General features: G+C 71.2%; 16 protein-coding genes and 3 tRNA genes. 3 read left to right on the forward strand and 16 right to left on the reverse strand.

All coding sequences use genetic code 11. The features are described from left to right. Positions 1–10 precede the first annotated feature (10 nt). On the forward strand, positions 11–976 hold the full coding sequence (locus tag ACYVJE_RS08660) for an NUDIX hydrolase (protein ID WP_461144066.1): 966 nt from the start codon (positions 11–13) through the stop codon (positions 974–976). 411 nt (positions 977–1387) lie between these two features. Here ACYVJE_RS08660 and ACYVJE_RS08665 read toward each other — a convergent pair whose 3' ends face one another. The 3 genes from ACYVJE_RS08665 to leuC all read right to left on the reverse strand — a co-directional run bounded on the left by ACYVJE_RS08665 (position 1388) and on the right by leuC (position 4603). After that, positions 1388–2311, reverse strand: a complete 924-nt coding sequence (locus ACYVJE_RS08665) for an HU family DNA-binding protein (RefSeq protein ID WP_461144067.1) — start codon at positions 2309–2311, stop codon at positions 1388–1390. Between the two features lie 234 nt (positions 2312–2545). Further along, on the reverse strand, positions 2546–3148 hold the full coding sequence (gene leuD, locus ACYVJE_RS08670; protein WP_461144068.1) for a 3-isopropylmalate dehydratase small subunit: 603 nt from the start codon (positions 3146–3148) through the stop codon (positions 2546–2548). Positions 3149–3199: 51 nt separating this feature from the next. Then, positions 3200–4603: a 3-isopropylmalate dehydratase large subunit gene (gene leuC / locus ACYVJE_RS08675; RefSeq protein ID WP_459156955.1), complete on the reverse strand. Its 1404-nt coding sequence runs from the start codon at positions 4601–4603 to the stop codon at positions 3200–3202. Positions 4604–4685: 82 nt separating this feature from the next. Here leuC and ACYVJE_RS08680 point away from each other — a divergent pair, with 82 nt between their 5' ends. Next, positions 4686–5387: an IclR family transcriptional regulator gene (locus ACYVJE_RS08680; RefSeq protein WP_459156956.1), complete on the forward strand. Its 702-nt coding sequence runs from the start codon at positions 4686–4688 to the stop codon at positions 5385–5387. Between the two features lie 40 nt (positions 5388–5427). On the opposite strand, the gene ACYVJE_RS08685 is transcribed toward ACYVJE_RS08680, so the two are convergent. The 5 genes from ACYVJE_RS08685 to gltX all read right to left on the reverse strand — a co-directional run bounded on the left by ACYVJE_RS08685 (position 5428) and on the right by gltX (position 8406). Further along, positions 5428–5500, reverse strand: a tRNA-Glu gene (locus tag ACYVJE_RS08685). Positions 5501–5659: 159 nt separating this feature from the next. Beyond that, a tRNA-Glu gene (locus tag ACYVJE_RS08690) sits at positions 5660–5732 on the reverse strand. A gap of 39 nt (positions 5733–5771) precedes the next feature. Continuing rightward, a tRNA-Gln gene (locus ACYVJE_RS08695) sits at positions 5772–5843 on the reverse strand. Between the two features lie 194 nt (positions 5844–6037). Then, the gene (locus tag ACYVJE_RS08700) at positions 6038–6787 is read right to left on the reverse strand and encodes an HAD family hydrolase (RefSeq protein WP_461144069.1); all 750 of its coding nucleotides are present in this window, start codon (positions 6785–6787) and stop codon (positions 6038–6040) included. 116 nt (positions 6788–6903) lie between these two features. After that, entirely contained in the window at positions 6904–8406 is a 1503-nt protein-coding gene (gltX, locus tag ACYVJE_RS08705; RefSeq protein ID WP_461144070.1) for a glutamate--tRNA ligase, read from the reverse strand. A gap of 176 nt (positions 8407–8582) precedes the next feature. Between gltX and ACYVJE_RS08710 the strand changes: the two genes are divergently transcribed. Then, a complete protein-coding gene (locus tag ACYVJE_RS08710; RefSeq protein WP_461144071.1) occupies positions 8583–9812 on the forward strand; it encodes an FAD-dependent oxidoreductase in 1230 nt (409 codons plus the stop codon). A 147-nt stretch (positions 9813–9959) separates the two neighbouring features. On the opposite strand, the gene ACYVJE_RS08715 is transcribed toward ACYVJE_RS08710, so the two are convergent. The 8 genes from ACYVJE_RS08715 to ACYVJE_RS08750 all read right to left on the reverse strand — a co-directional run bounded on the left by ACYVJE_RS08715 (position 9960) and on the right by ACYVJE_RS08750 (position 19888). Then, entirely contained in the window at positions 9960–10742 is a 783-nt protein-coding gene (locus ACYVJE_RS08715; protein ID WP_459156960.1) for a fumarylacetoacetate hydrolase family protein, read from the reverse strand. 189 nt (positions 10743–10931) lie between these two features. Next, positions 10932–12605 carry a citramalate synthase gene (gene cimA, locus ACYVJE_RS08720; protein ID WP_461144072.1) on the reverse strand — a complete coding sequence of 558 codons (1674 nt, stop codon included), beginning with the start codon at positions 12603–12605 and terminating at the stop codon, positions 10932–10934. A 546-nt stretch (positions 12606–13151) separates the two neighbouring features. Then, positions 13152–14204 (reverse strand): 3-isopropylmalate dehydrogenase, encoded by a 1053-nt coding sequence (locus ACYVJE_RS08725; protein WP_461144073.1) that lies wholly within the window; start codon positions 14202–14204, stop codon positions 13152–13154. 148 nt (positions 14205–14352) lie between these two features. Next, positions 14353–15948, reverse strand: a complete 1596-nt coding sequence (gene serA / locus ACYVJE_RS08730) for a phosphoglycerate dehydrogenase (protein WP_461144074.1) — start codon at positions 15946–15948, stop codon at positions 14353–14355. 212 nt (positions 15949–16160) lie between these two features. Beyond that, on the reverse strand, positions 16161–16406 hold the full coding sequence (locus ACYVJE_RS08735; RefSeq protein WP_459156964.1) for a DUF397 domain-containing protein: 246 nt from the start codon (positions 16404–16406) through the stop codon (positions 16161–16163). 107 nt (positions 16407–16513) lie between these two features. After that, on the reverse strand, positions 16514–17509 hold the full coding sequence (gene ilvC, locus ACYVJE_RS08740) for a ketol-acid reductoisomerase (RefSeq protein ID WP_459156965.1): 996 nt from the start codon (positions 17507–17509) through the stop codon (positions 16514–16516). Positions 17510–17537: 28 nt separating this feature from the next. Then, complete coding sequence (gene ilvN, locus ACYVJE_RS08745; RefSeq protein WP_461144075.1) at positions 17538–18047, reverse strand: acetolactate synthase small subunit; 510 nt, start codon at positions 18045–18047, stop codon at positions 17538–17540. Positions 18048–18055: 8 nt separating this feature from the next. Beyond that, positions 18056–19888 carry an acetolactate synthase large subunit gene (locus tag ACYVJE_RS08750; protein ID WP_461144076.1) on the reverse strand — a complete coding sequence of 611 codons (1833 nt, stop codon included), beginning with the start codon at positions 19886–19888 and terminating at the stop codon, positions 18056–18058. Positions 19889–19981 lie beyond the last annotated feature (93 nt).

Consider the following 19981-nt stretch of genomic DNA (forward strand, 5'->3'; position numbering starts at 1 on the left):
GTCGTGGAGCATGGACAGGACGGAGGACCGGCCCGCCGAGGAGAGCGACCAGCGTCCGCCCGCGGTGGTGACGCGCGCCGCGGGGGCCGTGCTGTGGCGGTGGGGTGCGCAGGGCCGGGAGATCGCCGTGGTGCACCGGCCCCGCTACGGCGACTGGACCCTGCCGAAGGGCAAGATCGACCCCGGTGAGATCGCACCGGCGGCCGCTGTGCGCGAAGTGCTCGAGGAGACCGGTTTTCGCTGCGTCCTCTCCCGCTTTCTGACGCAGATCGCCTACACGGTCAAACGCGGCGGCAAAACGGTCGATTACTTCGCCGCGGAAGCACTGCCCGGCGCGTTCACCGCCAACGAGGAGGTGGACGAACTCCGGTGGATGTCACCGGAGCGGGCGCGGGAACAGCTGAGCTACCCCGTCGACGTTCCGGTGGTGGCGGCCTTCGAACGCCTCCCGACGGATGCGGTGATGGTGCTGCTGGTGCGCCACGCCGACGCGGGCGACCGGGCGCAGTGGACCGGCGACGACGCCCTGCGGCCGCTCTCCGGGGCGGGCCGGGAGCAGCGCGATGCGCTGACCGAGCTGCTGTCGCTGTACGGCCCGACGCGCGTGCACTCGGCCCCGCGCGTGCGGTGCACGCAGACGGTGGAACCGCTGGCCGAACGGTTGGGCGCCGACGTCGTCGACGAACCGCTGCTGTCGGAGGAGGGCTACGCCTCCGATCCGGAGGCGGCCGCCGGCCGTCTGGCGCGGCTGGCGGCCGAGACCGGCGCTGTCGTGGTGTGCAGCCAGGGCGGGGTCGTCCCGGACCTCGTGGCGCGGTTGGCGCGGGCCGGGGGCGTGCAGCTGGACGACGGCGTCAGCAGCGCCAAGGGAAGCGTGTGGAGCTTGATGTTCCGCCGGGGTGGGCATCCGAACAACGGGCACGGTCCGGCTGCGCGGCTCGTTGCCGCGGACTACTTCCCCGAGGCCCGCGCGTGAGTCCGCGCGGGCCCGCGGGTGAATCCCCCCGAGGGCTCCAGTCCCACCGCGCGGCGCGCGCCGCGAGCCCGGCGGTGCGGCGGGCCAGCCGCCGCACGGGCGAACCGCTGCGCGCGGCGGTGCCCCGGAGGCACGGGGTTCGGGCCCGCGGTGCGGGGTCGCCGCGCGTCCGCATGCCGAGCTTCTCCGGATGAGGCCGCGGAAACCCCGTCACGAGCCCGCAGCGGCCGCTGTGCCGCTCGATCCCGGGTGATGCGGGGAAACACCCCGGCGCGCCCTGCGAAGCGCTGAGAAGCCGCTGCAGGCGGCCCGCGCACGACGAACGGGCGGTGTCCGCGTTCCCCGCGAGGGGTCAGGACACCGCCCGTTGCCGGATGGTGGAAAACGTGCTCACCGCATCGGCGAGCACGTTCACTTCCGCGTGGTCTTGCCGGCGGACTGCGACTTCTTGGTGCTGGTGGAACGCGTCCCCGACGTCTTCGCCGCGGACGTCGACTTGCTCGCCGTCGAGGTCGACTTGCTCGCCGTCGAGGTCGACTTGCTCGCCGCGGACGTCGACTTGCTCGCCGTCGACTTCTTCGGCGCGGCCTTGGCCGTGCTCGTCTTGGCGGTGCCCGTCTTGGCGGTGCTGGCCTTGCTCGTGCCGGTCTTGGCGGTGCTCGCCTTGGCGGTGCTGGCCTTGCTCGTGCCGGTCTTGGCGGTGCTCGCCTTCGACGTCCCCGTCTTGGCGGTGCCCGTCTTGGCCGTGCTCGCCTTGGCGGTGCTGGCCTTGCTCGTGCCGGTCTTGGCGGTGCTCGCCTTGGCCGTGCTCGTCTTGGCCGTGCCGGTCTTGGCGGTGCTCGCCTTCGACGTCCCCGTCTTGGCGGTGCCCGTCTTGGCCGTGCTCGCCTTGGCGGTGCTGGCCTTGCTCGTGCCGGTCTTGGCGGTGCTCGCCTTCGTGGTGGCACGGCTGGTCTTCGCCGAGGTGGCCGACGAGGAGGCCGCAGACCGCGACGAGGTGGTCCGCGTGGTCTGCCCCCGCGCCGTGCCCGCCTTGGACCCGGACACCCGCGGCAGCTTCCGCTGTCCGCCGACGACTTCCTTGAACTGCGTACCGGCGCGGAAGGCCGGCACGTTGGTCTTCTTCACCTTCACGGTCTCGCCCGTGCGGGGGTTCCGCGCGGTGCGAGCGGCCCGAGCGCGCTTCTCGAAGACGCCGAATCCGGTGATGTTGACCTTCTCGCCCTTGTTCACGTTGCGGACGATGATGTCCACGACGTTTTCCACGGCCTGGCTCGCGGTCTTCTTGTCACCGAGCCGTTCGGCCAGGGCCTCGATGAGTTGGGCCTTGTTCACTTCAGGTCCCTCCCAGGACAACGACTAACGGCCCCCTCGGGCCGACTCAATGTCAACGGTAAAGCCCATGACAAACAAATGCCATTCGCCACGCCTATTTTTTCGTTGGCGCGGCTGGCAATCAAGTCGCCCCGAGGGGGCTGCCGTTCGCTCCGGCGGAGGTGTTGAAGTTGTTCCGGAAAACCTCGTTCTTCCTGCTGTGCGCCGAAAAATACCGCTGGCGCGAACAGCGCGTCAGCTCGCGTCCAACTCCTCGGTGGTCGGCTTGAAGTCCGGACGCCGCGACTCGAACGTGTCGATCGTCTCTACGTGGCGCAGGGTCAGCCCGATGTCGTCGAGCCCTTCCAGCAGGCGCCAACGCGTGTAGTCGTCGATGTCGAAGGACACGGTGCGGCCGCCCGCGTGCACGGTGCGCTCGCGCAGGTCGACCGTGAGCTCAGCACCGGGGTTCGCCTCCAGCTCCTCCTGGAGCAGCTCCACATCGGACTGGGCGCACTGGGCCGTCAGCAGTCCCTGCTTGCCCGCGTTGCCCCGGAAGATGTCGGCGAATCGGGACGAAATGATCACCCGGAATCCGTAGTCGTGCAACGCCCAGACCGCGTGCTCGCGCGACGAACCCGTGCCGAAGTCCGGTCCGGCGACGAGCACGCTGCCGCGGCGGTAGGGCTCCTGGTTCAGCACGAAGTCGGGGTCGGCGCGCCACGCGGAGAACAGCGCGTCCTCGAAGCCCGTGCGGGCGACCCGCTTGAGGTACACGGCCGGGATGATCTGGTCGGTGTCCACGTTGGACGTGCGCAGCGGCACGCCGACACCGGTGTGCGTGGTGAAGGGTTCCATCGGCGGTTGCTCCTTGTCGTTCGTGGTGGGCACGGCGCGCGGAGCGCCGGGTCAGTCCAGGTCCTCCGGGGAGGACAGCGTGCCGCGCACGGCGGTCGCGGCCGCGACCAGCGGGGAGACCAGGTGCGTCCGGCCGCCCTTGCCCTGGCGGCCCTCGAAGTTCCGGTTGGACGTCGAGGCGCTGCGCTCGCCGGCGGAGAGCTGGTCCGGGTTCATCCCCAGGCACATCGAACAACCGGCCGAACGCCACTCCGCCCCGGCACCGCGGAAGACCTCGTCCAACCCCTCGGACTCCGCCTGGTTGCGGACTTTCATCGACCCGGGGACGACGAGCATCCGGACGTCGTCCGAAACCCTGCGCCCTTCGATGATCTCCGCCGCGCTGCGCAGGTCCTCGATGCGGCCGTTGGTGCAGGAACCGAGGAACACGGTGTCCACGGCGACCTCCCGCAGCGGCGCGCCGGGCTGCAGATCCATGTACTCCAACGCCTTTTCGGCCGCTGCTCGTTCCGCCTCGTCGGCCATCTCGGCCGGGTTCGGCACGCTCTCGCCCAGCGGCAGGCCCTGCCCCGGGTTCGTCCCCCACGTGACGAACGGCGTGAGCGCGTCGGCGTCGATCGTGACTTCCGCGTCGTAGCGCGCGTCCTCGTCCGTGGCCAGCGAGGTCCAGTAGGCGACGGCTTCGTCCCACTGCTCGCCCTTGGGCGCGTGCGGGCGGTCCGCGAGGTAGGCGAAAGTCGTCTCGTCCGGTGCGATCATGCCGGCGCGCGCCCCGGCTTCGATGGACATGTTGCACATCGTCATGCGGGCTTCCACGGACATGGCGCGCACGGCCTCGCCGCGGTACTCCAGGACGTAGCCCTGGCCGCCGCCCGTGCCGATCTTCGCGATCACCGCGAGGATGACGTCCTTGCTCGTCACACCGGGCCGCAGCGTGCCCTCGATGTTGACGGCCATCGTCCGGAACGGCTTGAGCGGGAGCGTCTGGGTGGCGAGCACGTGCTCCACCTCGGACGTTCCGATGCCGAAGGCGAGCGCGCCGAACGCCCCGTGCGTGGAGGTGTGGCTGTCACCGCACACCACGGTGGCGCCCGGCTGCGTCAGGCCCAGCTGCGGGCCGACGACGTGCACGATGCCCTGCTCGTCATCGCCCATCGGGTGCAGCCGGACGCCGAACTCGTCGCAGTTGCGGCGCAGCGTGTCGACCTGCGTGCGCGAAACGGGGTCGGCGATCGGCAGTTCGGTACCGGTGGTCGGGACGTTGTGGTCCTCCGTCGCCAGGGTGAGGTCGGGGCGGCGGACCTGCCGCCCGGCCAACCGCAGCCCCTCGAACGCCTGCGGGCTGGTCACCTCGTGCACCAGGTGCAGGTCGATGTAGAGCAGATCGGGTTCGCTGCCCTCTCCCTCGCGGACGACGTGCGCGTCCCAGACCTTCTCGGCGAGTGTCTTTCCCATTGCTGCTCCCACTGGAGTGACGCTCGTCGCGGAACCTCCCACAGAGTGGACATCCCATATGACGAGACGTTAATATCGTTACGTGGGACAGCATAGCGGTATCGGAGTGTTGGACAAGGCCGTGGCCGTACTTTCGGCCATCGCCGAGGAGCCCTGCGGCCTCGCCGAGCTGTGCGCACGCACGGGGTTGCCCCGGGCGACGGCGCACCGGCTGGCGGTGGGCCTCGAGGTCCACCGGATGCTGCGGCGCGGCTCGGACGGGAACTGGCGGCCGGGACCCGCCCTGGCCGAGTTCGCCGGCGGCGCCGTCGACCCGGTGCTGGAGGCGGCGTCGACGGTGCTGCCGAAGCTGCGCGACGCGACCTCGGAGAGCGTGCAGCTCTACCGGCGCGACGGGATGCAGCGGCTGTGCATCGCAACCGCCGAACCGCCCTCGGGGCTGCGCGACACGGTCCCCGTGGGGACCGCGGTGTCCATGTACGCGGGATCCGGGGCGAAAGTGCTCGCCGCCTGGGCCGACGCCGCAACCCAGCGGGCGGTGCTGTCCGAAGCGGTGTTCGGCGAACGCACGCTGATGGAGGTGCGCAGGCGCGGCTGGGCGCAGAGCGTCGCCGAGCGCGAAGCCGGCGTCGCGAGCGTGTCCGCGCCGGTCCGCGACGCCAGCGGCAACGTCATCGCGGCCATCTCCGTGTCCGGCCCCGTCGACCGCATGGGGCGCAGGCCGGGCTCGCGGTGGGCCGCGGACCTCCTCGCGGCGGCCGACGCGCTGCAGAACCGCCTCTGAGACGAGAAGACCCCGGCGCCGCAGGCACCGGGGTTCTCCGTAGTCCCGACGGGATTCGAACCCGCGCCACCGCCTTGAGAGGGCGGCGTCCTAGGCCGCTAGACGACGGGACCGCACCAAGTGGACCTCGCTGTGTCCGCACGGAACCCTACCGTACGGCCGCAGCGCGGTACCGCCGGGGTGGAACCGGCGCACGCCCGCAAGCGGAACGAGCGAACGCGAAGCCGGCGAAAGCGAAAGCGCCGGCACCCAGGAGGTGCCGGCGCTCAGCGTAGTCCCGACGGGATTCGAACCCGCGCCACCGCCTTGAGAGGGCGGCGTCCTAGGCCGCTAGACGACGGGACCCCGGTCCTGCCCGAACTTCGAAGGAGTCGGACCGACCAGCTGGGGTACCAGGATTCGAACCTAGACTAACTGAACCAGAATCAGTCGTGCTGCCGATTACACCATACCCCATTGTTCATCGGCTCCAGGGCGCTGCCAGGACCTCCAACCCGCGGGTTTTTCGTCCCCGGCGCTCCCCGTCGCCGTCTGATGAATATCTTAGACCACGCCGCAGGCGGCCCTGAAACCACCCCCCTCCTTCGCTGTTCCCGCAGGTGAGGACGCTTCCCCGGCGGGGAGGTCGGAGGGGCGGCACCGCCGCCGGATCAGCCGTGCGCGCCGGCGAGCACCGTCCGCTGCGCGGGCAACCCGCCGCCGGCGGCGAACCCGGTGATCAGCAGCGGCAGCTCGCGCAGGCTGGAGATCATCGGCACCGCGGGCGGCGGGTGCCCCGCGCGCGCCCGGTTCAGCCAGACCCCGCGCATGCCCGCGCGGCCCGAACCGAGGGCGTCGGTGCTGAGGCGGTCACCGATGTGCACGATCCGCTCCGGGGCCAGTCCCAGCGCCTCGCTCGCCCCGCGGAAGATGCGCGGGTCCGGTTTGCGCACACCGATTTCGCCGGAGATGACGAGCGCGTCGAAACACCCCGCGAGACCGAGCGCCTCGATCTTCGCGCGCTGGTACTGCCCGGGCGCGTTGGTGACCACGGCCAGGCGCATACCGTTGGCGCGCAGCCAGTCCAGGCACGGACGGGCGTCCCCGAACAGCCGCCAGGCCCGCCGCATGGCCGCCGCCCGCACGCGTTCGCGGCGGTCCGCCTCGGCGTCGTCGATGTGCTCGCCGAACTCCGCGAAGAACGCGCGCGTCCTGCGCACCCGCATGGTGTCGAAGTCGAACTCCCCGGCGAAGTAGTGCTGCTCGTGGCGCTCGGTGACCGAGCGCCACACCGGCCACGCCCGCTCCGTTCCGACGAGGGCGCGCAATCCGGCGCGTGCAGCGCTCTCGCTGTCGAGCAGGGTGTCGTCGATGTCCAGGCTCACCGCCGCGATCGCGCGCTCGCGGCGGGACCTGGACACACGCGTGGGTTCGTCAGGGGCGGAGATCACCCCGAGAGGCTACGCGCTCACCCGCCGGGAGCGACTCTGCCAACGCGGTGATCCTCCGCCGCTGATTCGGTTGAGCAGTGCGCGGACTACTCCGCCGCCGGCACGCGCTCCCGCGCGGCGCGCAGCCGGTCCATCGAGACCTCGCGGCCGAGCAGTTCCATGGACTCGTACAGCGGCGGCGAAACCGTGCGTCCCGTCACGGCCACGCGCACCGGTGCGAAGGCCTTGCGCGGTTTGAGGCCGAGTCCGTCCACGACGGCGCCCTTCAGCGCGGACTCGATCGCAGCGGCCGTCCACTCCGGCAGCTCGTCGAGCGCGGACAGCGAGGCGTCCAGGATCGACGCCGCGTCACCGGTGAGCGCTTTGTCCGCGGAGGACTGCTCGATCTCGAAATCACCGCCCGCGAACAGGAACCGCATCATGCCCGCTGCTTCGGAGAGCACGGCGATCCGCTCCTGCACCAGCGGTGCGGCGGCGTGCACCAGAGCGCGCTCCTGCTCGGTCGGCTGCCCGGGGAGGACACCGGCCCCGACGAGGTGCGGAACCACCCGCTCGGCGAAGTCCGCCGCGTCCAGCCGGCGCAGGTGCGCCGCGTTGATGGCCTCGGCCTTCTTCACGTCGAACCGGGCGGGATTGGCGCTGACGCGGCCGATGTCGAAGGCCGCGACCATCTCGTCGAGCGTGAAGACGTCGCGGTCGTCCGAGATCGACCACCCCAGCAGCGCCAGGTAGTTGAGCAGCCCCTCCGGGACGAACCCGCGATCGCGGTGGTGGAACAGGTCGGACTCGGGGTCGCGTTTGGAGAGCTTCTTGTTGCCGGGCCCCATGACGAACGGCAGGTGGCCGAACTCCGGTGTGAAATCGGTGACACCGATCCGCTGCAGCGCCTCGTACAGCGCGATCTGCCGCGGCGTCGAGGACAGCAGGTCCTCCCCGCGCAGCACGTGCGTGATGCGCATCAGCGCGTCGTCGGCGGGGTTGGTGAGGGTGTAGAGCGGATCGCCGTTGCCCCGCACCAGCACCGGGTCCGGCACGCTGCCCGCGGGGAAGGAGATCCAACCGCGGATGAGGTCGGTGAACCCGATCTCCCGGTCGGGCATGCGCAGCCGCAGCACCGGGGTGCGCCCCTCGGCGCGGAAGGCCGCCTTCTGCTCCTCGGTCAGGTCGCGGTCGTGGTTGTCGTAGCCGAGCTTCGGGTCGCGCCCCGCCGCGCGGTGCCGCTGCTCGACCTCCTCGGGAGTGGAGAACGCCTCGTAGAGCTCGCCGGCCTCGAGCAGCCGCCGCGCGACGTCGCGGTAGATCTCGCCGCGCTGGCTCTGCCGGTAGGGCCCGTGCTCCCCGCCGGCTTCGGGGCCCTCGTCCCAGTCGAGGCCGAGCCACCGCAGCGCGTCGAGCAGCGCGGCGTAGGACTCCTCGCTGTCCCGGCTGGCATCGGTGTCCTCGATGCGGAACACGAGCGTTCCCCCGTGGTGCCGGGTGAAGGCCCAGTTGTACAGCGCGGTGCGGATCAGTCCGACGTGCGGCGTCCCGGTCGGTGAGGGGCAGAACCGGGCGCGGACAGGTGTCGTTGCGGCTTCTGGCGTGCTCATCACGGTTTCAGCGTATCCAGTCGGCGGCGCCGAGCGGGTGCGGGGAGCTGTTCACCGCCGCGGGCACCGCGGCGGCGTCGGAAGCACCGCGTCGGGCGAGCCCGTCCGGGTTGACGGGGGCGCACCGCCGGTGGTGCCATGAATTCAACAGGCGTTGAACGCTGGAGGGGATCGCAATGGAGCGAACCACCTGCTGCATCGTCGGCGGCGGGCCCGCCGGCATCGTCCTCGGGCTCCTGCTCTCCCGCTGCGGGGTGCACGTCACGGTGCTGGAGAAGCACGCCGACTTCCTCCGCGACTTCCGCGGGGACACGGTGCACCCGACCACGCTGCGCCTGCTGGACGAGCTCGGCCTGTTCGAGGACTTCGCCCGGCTGCCGCAGCGGCGCCTCGAGACGGTCGGCCTCCTCCTCGACGGGCAGCCCCGCGTGCTCGGCGACCTGCGCACGCTGCCGGAGCCGTACAACTACATCGCCATGGTCCCGCAGTGGGACCTGCTCGACCTCCTCGCCGACGCCGCCGGGCGGGAACCCGCGTTCACGCTGCGGATGGGCACCGAGGTCACCGAGCCGATCCGGGAGGGAGGGCGCGTCAACGGGGTGCGCTACCGCACCGGCGACGGCGCCACCGGGGAACTGCGCGCGACGATCACCGTCGCCTGCGACGGCCGCGGCTCCTTCGCCCGCGACCTGCCGGACCTGCCGCTGCGGGACTTCCCCGCTCCGATGGACGTGCAGTGGTTCCGCCTGCCGCGGCGGGACACCGATCCGGCCGGGGGGCTGGGCTCGATCGCCGACCGCCGGTTCACCGTGCTGATCGACCGCGGCGACTACTACCAGGTCGCTTCGACCATCTCCAAGGACAGCGACGCCCACCGCCGCGGGAACGTGCCCGTCGAGGAGCTCAACGCCGACCTCGTGGCGGCGCTGCCGTGGCTCGGCGACGGCCGCGCGCTCGTCGCCGACTGGTCCGAGGTGAAGCTGCTGCGGGTGAGCCTGGACCGGCTGCGCCGGTGGCACCGCCCCGGTCTGCTGTGCCTCGGCGACGCGGCGCACGCGATGTCGCCGGTGGGCGGCGTGGGCATCAACCTGGCGGTGCAGGACGCCGTAGCTGCCGCCCGCCACCTCGCCGAACCGCTGCGCACCGGAACGCTGCAGCGCAGGCACGTCGCGGCGGTGCAGCGCCGCCGGTACCCCGCGACCGCCCTGGTGCAGCGGCTGCAGCGGCTCGCGCACGACAACGTGGTCGGGCCGGCGCTGCGCGGCGAGCTCGACCTGTCCGCGGCACGTCCTCCGCTGCCGCTGCGACTGGCCGGGCGCGTGCCCCGGCTGCGCCGCGTCCCGCCGTACATCATCGCCTACGGGGCCGTGCCGGAACGCCCGCCCGCGGCCGCGCTGCAGACGTGACGCCCGGCCGGGGTGGACATTTCGCGCGAAATGTCCACCCCCTCGTGCGCGGTGCGCGAGGGCCAGCGGGACGAACCCCGGACGCGGACCCGCCGCGCGGTCGGCCCGCCCGCGTCCCGGGCGCGCTGGGTCGAGCGTGGCGCGGGGTCAGGCGTCCTGCACGGTGTTCGTCAGCGTGCCCAGGCCGTCGATGGACACCGAGACCTTCTGCCCCGCTTCCATCGGGCCCACGCCCGAGGGCGTGCCGGTGAGGATCACGTCCCCCGGCAGCAGGGTCATCACCGCGGAGACCCAGGCGACCAGGCCGCCCACGTCGTGCTGCAGCAGCGAGGTGCGGGACTCCTGCTTGATCTCACCGTCCAGTTCGGTCCGGATGCCCAGATCACCGGGGTCCACGGCGGTGTCGATCCACGGACCGATCGGGCAGAAGGTGTCGTGGCCCTTGGCCCGGGTCCACTGCCCGTCCTCCTGCTGCTGGTCGCGCGCGGTCACGTCGTTGCCGATGGTGTAGCCCAGCAGCACGTCGGTCCCGCGGGCCTCGGGGACGTTGCGGCACGGCTGGCCGATCACCGCGGCGAGCTCGCCCTCGTAGTCCACGCGGTTCGAGCTCGGCGGCCGCTTGATCGCCGCGTGCGGCCCGGTCACGCTCGTCGAGGGCTTCATGAAGATCACCGGGTTCGCCGGCGGTTCCCCGCCCATCTCGCGCGCGTGCTCGGCGTAGTTCTTGCCGACGCAGATCACCTTGGTCGGCAGGATCGGCGCGAGCAACCGGACCTCGGACATCGGCCACTTGCGGCCGGTGAACTGGGGATCGCCGAACGGGTGCTGGTCGATCTCCACCGCGAGGACCTTCTCCTGCGGGTTCTGCGGATCCGGTTCGAGCGCGACGAACGACACGCCGTCGGAGTGGGCTACGCGAGCCAGGCGCACAGCGACCTCCCTGACAGGGATGGGAACAATCGACAGTCGGAAGCACCCAGCCTAACCCGCGTGCGCAGCCGCTCCACGCGCACGGGCAGCGGGGACCGGGACCCGCGCCCCCACCGTGGCCGGCACACCACGCGGTGTGCCCCGGAGGTTCGGCTGCAGGACCGCGCAGGCGCCCCGACCTCACCTTCCTCAGCCGGTCGTGAGGGCGTTGCGGTGGGCCGCCTTGTACGCCAGCGCGTCGCACAGCGCCATCCAGCTGGCCTCGACGATGTTGCCGTGCACGCCGACGGTGTTCCACTCGCGTTCGCCGTCGCGGGACTCCACGAGCACGCGGGTGACCGCGTCGGTGCCGGCCGCATCGGTGAGGATGCGCACCTTGTAGTCGACCAGGTCCACGTCGCCGACCCACGGCAGGTGCGGCACGAGCGCTTCGCGCAGCGCCGCGTCGAGCGCGTTGACCGGGCCGTTGCCCTCGGCGGTCGCGATGACTCGTTCGCCGTCGACGACGACCTTCACCGTCGCCTCGGAGACCACGTTGCCGTCGGGGCGGTGGTCCAGCACGACCCGGTAGGACTCCAGCGAGAACGGCGCGGCGAAGCGGGATTCGCCCTGCGGGCTCCCCGATTCCGGCTCGCTCCCGGTGGATTCGGTCTCGGTGGCCGCGATCTCGCGGCGCAGCAGCAGCTCCAGCGAGGCGTCGGCCGCTTCGAACGACCAGCCGTGGGCTTCGAGCTCCTTCACGCGGCGGACCGCACCGGTCACGGCGTCCGGATTGGACGCGAGATCCACACCGAGCTCGGCGCCCTTGAGCTCGAGGCTGGCTCGTCCGGCCATCTCGGTGACGAGCACGCGCATGTCGTTGCCGACGAGGGCCGGGTCGATGTGGTTGTACAGCTCCGGGTCCACTTTGATCGCGCTGGCGTGCAGACCGGCCTTGTGCGCGAACGCGGCGTCCCCCACGTACGGCTGGTGCGTGTCCCGGGAGAGGTTGGCCAGTTCGGTGACCCCCTGGGCCACGCGCGTCATCTCGGCGAGCTTGCCCCCCGGCAGCACCGGCATGTCGAGCTTGGTGGCCAGGTTCCCGACGACGGCGAACAGGTCCGCGTTGCCCGCGCGCTCGCCGTACCCGTTCGCGGTGCACTGCACGTGGGTGGCGCCCGCCTGCACCGCTGCCACGCTGTTGGCCACGGCGCAGCCGGTGTCGTCCTGGCAGTGGATCCCCACCCGCAGACCGGTGCGCGCGATGACCTCGCCGACGGTCTCGGCCAGCCGCATGGGCAGCTGCCCGCCGTTGGTGTCGCAGAGCACGGCGACGTCGGCGCCTGCCCCGCCCGCGGCTTCGAGCACGCGCAGCGCGGTGTCCGGGTCGTGGTCGTAGCCGTCGAAGAAGTGCTCGGCGTCGAGGAACACCCGCCGGCCCTCGGCGACCAGGTGCCGCACGGTGTCGGAGACCATGGCGCAGGCCTCGGCGACCTCGGTGCGCAGCGCCCGTTCGATGTGCCTGCGGTCGGCCTTGGCCACCAGCGTGACCACGGGGGCCCGGGCGTCGAGCAGGGCGCGCACCTGCTGGTCGTCCTCGGCCCGGGCACCGGGCCGCCGCGTCGCCCCGAACGCGACGAGCGCGGCGTGCTGCGGTTCGAGCTCCTGCGCGGCGCGGTGGAAGAACTCGGTGTCCTTGGGCAGCGCGCCCGGCCAGCCGCCTTCGATGAACCCGACGCCGAGCGAGTCCAACTGCCGCGCCACCGCGAGCTTGTCGGTGACCGAGTAGGAGATGCCTTCCCGCTGGGCCCCGTCCCGCAACGTGGTGTCGTAAACGTGGAACGAGTCGCCCAGAGGGGTCGCTGCCGGGGTCGTGCGCGTCACTGCCTGCTCCTCGACTGGTTCAGTGTTGCTGACTGCGTGCTGACTGCGTGCCTGGCCGTGGCAACAAAAAAGACCCCCCGCGGGATGCGAGAGGTCTGCGCGCCGGGGAGTGCGGAGTCTCCTACCCGGCGCGCCCGCCAATAATGGTGATGCGGTAAGCCACGCCGCTATGCTGCCACATCCGGCAAGCGGGATCACTCGTCGGGCGCCGCTTCCCGCATGTTGAACGATTCGCGCACCGTCGCCGACCCGCGGGGTCCGCTGCTGCCCGCGGACGTTCGCGCAGTTCAGGCCGCGCGGCGGCGCGAGCGGCCGCCACCGCGGAGCTCGAGCTGTGCGTCCGGTCACACCACCGCGGTGGTCGCGGCAGCGGCCGGCGGGGACCACCGGGCACGCGAGCGGGAACGCCGACGCGAGAACACCAGCGCGGGGACGCCGCAGCTCGGGAACGCCAACGGGGCCGCGCACACGCGTGTCGGGTGCCTTCCGCGGAAGGCACCCGACACGGCAGCGGTGCGCACGACCGGACGGCCGCGGGCGGGCGCGTCAGGCGCTGTTGCTCGACACGGCGACCTCCCGCGAGGAGACCAGCGCCGCGAGCCGGTCACCGATCGCCTGGGTCGTCCCCGGGGCGGCGTGATCGCGCGTGGCCAGGTCGAAGGAGATCGAGGCCTCCACCCGCCGCGCGGCCTCGGCCGCGCCGAGCTGGTCGAGCAGCATCGCCAGCGACAGCACGGTCGCGGTCGGATCGGCCGCGCCGTGCCCGGCGATGTCCGGGGCACTGCCGTGCACCGGCTCGAACATGCTCGGGTTCCGGCCGGTGGCGTCGATGTTGCCGCTGGCCGCCAGACCGATACCGCCGGTCACCGCGCCGGCGATGTCGGTGAGGATGTCGCCGAACAGGTTGTCGGTGACGATGACGTCGAACCGGCCCGGGTCGGTGACCAGGTGGATCGTGGCCGCGTCCACGTGCTCGTAAGCCACGGTCACGTCCGGGTACTGCAGGGACACCTCCTCCACCACGCGCGACCACAGCGATCCCGCGTGGCTGAGCACGTTCGTCTTGTGCACCAGGGTCAGGTGCTTGCGCGGGCGCACGTTGGCGCGCGCGAACGCGTCGCGCACCACGCGCTCCACCCCGAACGCCGTGTTCAGGCTGACTTCGGTGGCCACCTCCTGCGGCGTGTCCTTGCGCAGGAGCCCACCGTTGCCCGCGTAGGGACCCTCGGTCCCCTCCCGGACCACCACCATGTCGATCTCGCCCGGATCGCTGACCGGGCTGGACACGCCCGGGTACAACCGCGCCGGGCGCAGGTTCACGTGGTGGTCGAGTTCGAACCGCAGCCGCAGCAGCAGACCGCGCTCGAGGATCCCGCTGGGCACCGAGGGGTCACCGACGGCGCCGAGCAGGATCGCGTCCTGCTCGCGCAGTTCCCCGAGGACGGACTCGGGCAACAGCTCCCCCGTCGCGTGCCACCGAGCGGCTCCCAGGTCGTAGCGAGTGATCTCGGCGTCCGGGACGACCTCACCGAGGACCTTCAGCGCCTCGGTCACCACCTCCGGCCCGATCCCGTCACCGGGGATCACAGCGAGCCGCATCTACACACCTCCCGAGCGAACACCCCGTGTCGCGGGGCCTCGAAACCGTTGCGCCGAAGGCTACTCGTTCCCGTGGCGGCGGCCGCAGGCCGACCCACCTAGTGGTTCACATATCCCACTCGGTGGGACGACCTGCCCACCCCGCTCGTCACTCGAAGCTCACCGTACGCACGATGCGCGCGCCGACCGCGTTACCGATCGGCTCCAACACGCCGGCGTCCACCGGACGGTCCACGCGCAGCAGCATGACGGCGTTGTCCCGCTCGGTAGTCTGGCTGACCGTGGCGGCGTCGATGTTCACGCCGACCTCGCCGAGCAGGGTTCCGACCTTGCCCATGACACCGGGGCGGTCCGGGTACTCCAGCAGCAGGATGTTGCCCTCGGCGCGCAGGTCGAAGTGCCGCTCGTTGACCTCGACGACCTTCTCGACGAGGTTCGAACCGGTCAGCGCGCCCGACACGCGGGCGATCGAGCCGTCCGGCATGCCGGCGCGGACGGTCACGAGGCTGCGGTGGTTCGGGCTCTCGGGGCTCTTCTGCACCTCCACCGACACGCCGAGCTCCTCGGCCATCTGCGGCGCGTTGACGAAGGTGACCTGGCTCTCCACCGCTCCGGCGAAGACGCCCCGCAGAGCGGCCAGCTGCAGCACGGAGACGTCCTCGTCCGCGAGCTCGCCGCACGCCTCGACCGTGACCGAGGTGGGGGTGGTGCCCGCCAGGGAGGCCAGCAGCTGCCCCAGCTTCTGCGTCAGCGGCAGGTACGGGCGCACCTCCTCGCCGACGGCACCGCCCTGGACGTTGACCGCGTCCGGCACGAACTCGCCGGCCAGCGCCAGGCGCACCGACTTCGCCACGTCGATGCCCGCGCGGTCCTGCGCCTCCACGGTGGAGGCGCCCAGGTGCGGGGTCACCACGACGTTGGGCTGCTCGAACAGCGGGCTGGAGGTGGTGGGCTCCTCCTTGAACACGTCGATGCCCGCACCGCCGACGTGCCCGTTGCGCACCGCGTCGGCCAGCGCCTCCTCGTCGACGAGCCCGCCGCGGGCGGCGTTGACGATGATGACGCCCTGCTTGGTCTTCTTGAGCTCCTCCGCGCCGATGAGCCCCAGCGTCTCCGGGGTCTTGGGCAGGTGGATGGAGATGGCGTCCGCGCGGGAGAGCAGCTCGTCCAAGCTCACCAGCTCGATGCCCAGTTGGGCGGCGCGCGCCTTGGACACGTAGGGGTCGTAGGCGATGATCTTGGCCTCGAAGGAGGCCAACCGGTGCGCCACCAGCTGGCCGATCTTGCCGAGGCCCACCACGCCGATGGTCTTCTGGTTGAGCTCGACGCCGGTGTAGGCGCTGCGCTTCCACTCGCCGCCGCGCAGGCTCTGGTCCGCGGCCGGCACGTTCCGCGCCACGGACAGCAGCAGGGCGATGGCGTGCTCAGCGGCCGACACGATGTTCGAGGTGGGCGCGTTGACCACCATGACGCCGCGCTCGGTCGCGGCCGGTACCTCCACGTTGTCCAGGCCGACACCGGCGCGAGCGACCACCTTCAGCTGGGTGGTCGCGGCCAGGACCTCGGCATCGACCTTCGTGGCGGAGCGGACCAGCAGCGCGTCGGCGTCGGCCACTGCCTCCAGCAGCGCGGGGCGGTCGGTACCGTCGACCTGGCGCACCTCGACCTCGTTGCCCAGCGCCTCGATCACCGACGGCGCCAGCTTTTCTGCGATCAGCACGACAGGACGGCTTGCATTGGTCACGAGAAAGCTCCATTGCGAGGGATCACGGTCGATGCACGGGCACCTCGTTGTGTCCCGAACGCGGCGCAGTCTAGCGACAATTTGAGAACTCGTTCACAAGGGTGTAGCCCGGATCACCGCGAAGAATATTGCTCTTTCGTGAATCTTCGCAGGTCAGCAAGGCCATCGCGCGGGTACTCGAGTGTCGCCCGAATGGATCAGCCGCGGGGCCGTCAGGGCTCGTCGAATTCGCCGTCCTTGGCCCCCGCGACGAACGCGTCCCACTCCTCCGGGGTGAACACCAGCACCGGACCTTCCGGATCGGCACCGTTGCGCATCCCGATGTAACCGTCGACGAACGCGATCTCCACTCCCGGTTCCGCCGGGTCGTCGGTGCTCGGAATCCACTCCGCAGCGCTGAAATCGAGATCGTCGCGGATGTGCGCCTTGTCGTCGTAGGTCTCGTCGTCCTCTGGCACGCTGCGAACTCTAGCGCCCACGCAGCGGAACCGGGCAACGCGGCCCGCGACCCCGCCGCGCCGGGAAGTGCGGCGGGGTCGCGGACGAGCTCAGCGCGCGGACTCCCTCACTTCATCGTCCAGGACATCAGCGAGCGCAGCTCGCGACCGACCTCCTCGATCTGGTGCTCGTTGCCCTGCTGCTGCAGCCGGTTGAAGTTCGGGCGGCCGTTGTCGTCCTCGGACACCCACTCCTTGGCGAAGCTGCCGTCCTGGATCTCGCCGAGGACCTTGCGCATCGACTCCTTGACGTGGTCGTCGACGACCCGCGGACCGCGGGTGAGGTCGCCGTACTCGGCGGTGTCGCTGCAGGAGTAGCGCTGCCCGGCGATGCCGCCCTCGTACATGAGGTCGACGATCAGCTTGAGCTCGTGCAGCACCTCGAAGTAGGCGATCTCCGGCTGGTAGCCCGCCTCGACGAGCACCTCGAAGCCGTTCTGCACCAGCGCGCTCGTGCCGCCGCAGAGCACCGCCTGCTCGCCGAACAGGTCGGTCTCGGTCTCCTCGGTGAAGGTCGTCTTGATGACGCCGGCGCGGGCACCGCCGATGCCGGCCGCGTAGGCCAGCGCCAGCGCCTGGGCCCGCCCGGAGGGGTCCTGCTCCACGGCGATCAGGCACGGCACGCCCTTGCCGTCGACGAACTGCCGCCGCACCAGGTGGCCCGGCCCCTTCGGCGCGACCATCGCCACGTCCACATCGGACGGCGGCTGGATCAGGTCGTAGCGGATGTTGAAGCCGTGGCCGAAGAACAGCGCGTCACCGCTCTTCAGGTTCGGCGCGATGTCGTTGGCGTAGATCTCGCGCTGCTTGGTGTCCGGCGTCAGGAGCATGATGACGTCGGCCTCGGCCGCGGCCTCGGCGACGGTGGCCACGCGCAGACCGTCCTCCTCGGCCTTCTGGCGCGACTTCGAGCCCTCGTGCAGGCCGATCCGCACGTCCACGCCCGAGTCCCGCAGGCTCAGCGCGTGCGCGTGGCCCTGACTGCCGTAGCCGATCACGGCCACCTTGCGGCTCTGGATGATGCCGAGGTCGGCGTCGGCTTCGTAGAAAGTCTCAGCTGCCAATGGTCCTCTTCCTTTCCGGCTGTGCTCGTCACCGCACGGGGGCGGTGGCCGTGATCGATTTGGGGCCGCGACCGATCGCGATGGTGCCGGACTGCACCATCTCGCGGATCCCGTACGGCTCCAACATGCGCAGCAACGCGTCGAGCTTGTCGGCGGTGCCCGTGGCCTCCACGGTCAGCGCCTCCGGCGAGGCGTCCACCACCTTGGCGCGGAACAGCTGCACGGTCTCCAGGACCTGGCTGCGCACCGAGGCGTCACCCCGGACCTTGACCAGCAGCAGCTCGCGACGCACCGCCGAGTCCTCCTCGAGCTCGACGATCTTGATCACGTTGACCAGTTTGTTGAGTTGTTTGGTGACCTGTTCCAGCGGTTGCTCGTCGACCGAGACGACGATGGTCATCCGGGAGATCTCCGGGTGCTCCGTCGGCCCCACCGCCAGCGACTCGATGTTGAAGTTGCGCCGGGAGAACAGCCCGGACACGCGGGCCAGCACCCCGGGCACGTTCTCCACCAGCACGCTCAACGTGTGTCGGCTCATCGGCGCGCTCACCCCTTGTCCTCGTCGAACAGCGGGCGAATACCACGCGCCGCCATGATCTCGTCGTTGCTCGTACCAGCCGCCACCATCGGCCACACCTGGGCGTCCTTGCCCACCACGAAGTCGATCACGACCGGTTGGTCGTCGATCTCCATCGCACGCTTGATGACGCTGTCGACGTCCTCTTCGGACTCGCACCGCAGGCCGACGCACCCGTGCGCCTCGGCCAGCAGCTTGAAGTCCGGGATCCGGTGCTGGTGGCTGCCGAGGTCACTGTTCGAGTAACGCTCGGCGTAGAAGAGGTTCTGCCACTGCCGGACCATACCGAGGTTGCCGTTGTTGATGATCGCCACCTTGATGGGGATGCCCTCGATGGCGCAGGTGGCCAGCTCCTGGTTGGTCATCTGGAAGCACCCGTCGCCGTCGACCGCCCAGACCGGCGCGTCCGGGCGCCCCGCCCGGGCCCCCATCGCGGCGGGAACGGCGTAGCCCATCGTTCCCAGCCCGCCGGAGTTCAACCAGGTGCGGGGGGCGTCGTAGCCGATGAACTGCGCGGCCCACATCTGGTGCTGGCCGACGCCCGCGACGTAGACCGCGTCGTCACCCCCGAGCGCGCCGAGCCGCTCGATCACGTGCTCCGGGGAGAGGCTGCCGTCGGCCGGCTGCTGGTAGCCCAGCGGGAAGCGGGAGCGCCAGTCGTCGAGCTGCTCCCACCAGGCGGACAGGTCGCTGCTGCCGTTCTCCGCCCGGTGCTCGGCCACGGCCTCGTCGAGCTCGGTGAGCACCTCGGCGCAGTCCCCGACGATGGGCACGTCGGCGTGCCGGTTCTTGGAGATCTCGGCCGGATCGATGTCGGCGTGCACGACCGTGGCGTCCGGGGCGAACGAGGAGAGCTGCCCGGTGACCCGGTCGTCGAACCGGGTGCCGAGCGCGACGAGCAGGTCCGCCCGCTGCATCGCCGCGACCGCGGCGACCGTGCCGTGCATGCCGGGCATGCCCAGGTGCTGGGGGTGCGAGTCCGGGAACGCGCCGCGCGCCATCAGCGTGGTCACGACCGGGATCCCGGTGCGTTCCGCGACGGCCCGCAGTTCCTCGTGCGCCCCGGCCTTGATGACGCCGCCGCCCACGTAGAACACCGGCCTGCGCGCCTGGCCCATGAGACGCGCGGCCTCCCGCACCTGCTTGTTGTGCGGCTTGCTCGTCGGGCGGTAACCGGGCAGGCGCATCTCCGGCGGCCAGGAGTAGGACGCGCTCGCCTGCTGCACGTCCTTCGGGATGTCCACCAGCACCGGGCCGGGACGGCCGGTCGAGGCCAGGTAGAACGCCTCGGCGATCACGCGCGGGATGTCGTCGGGGTCGGTGACCAGGAAGTTGTGCTTGGTCACCGGCAGGGTGATGCCGCAGATGTCGGCTTCCTGGAAGGCGTCGGTACCGATCATCCCGGTGCTCTGCTGACCGGTGATGGCCACGAGCGGGACCGAGTCCATGTTCGCGTCCGCGAGGGCCGTGACGAGGTTCGTCGCACCGGGGCCGGAGGTGGCCATGCAGACCCCCACCTTGCCCGTGGCCTGGGCGTATCCGGTCGCCGCGTGCCCGGCGCCCTGCTCGTGCCGCACGAGGACGTGGCGCAGGCTCCCGGAGTCCAGCAGCGGGTCGTAGGCAGGCAGGATCGTTCCGCCCGGCAACCCGAAGACCATCTCGCAGCCCACGGCCTCCAGCGAGCGCACGAGGGCACGCGCCCCGGTCGTGCGCACGGGAGCACCTTCGGGAGGAGCGGGTTTCGGACGGGGGCTCGGCGACGCCGCCGAGTCCTCTTTCTGTCGGGTGTTGGCGCTGGTCATGGACTCTGCCTCGCGATCAGGAGTGGGCCGGAACACGAAAAAACCCCCGCCGGCCGAGACATGGCCTTGCGAGGGTTGGGCGCGTCGACGCTG

The organism is Salinifilum aidingensis (assembly GCF_054782015.1).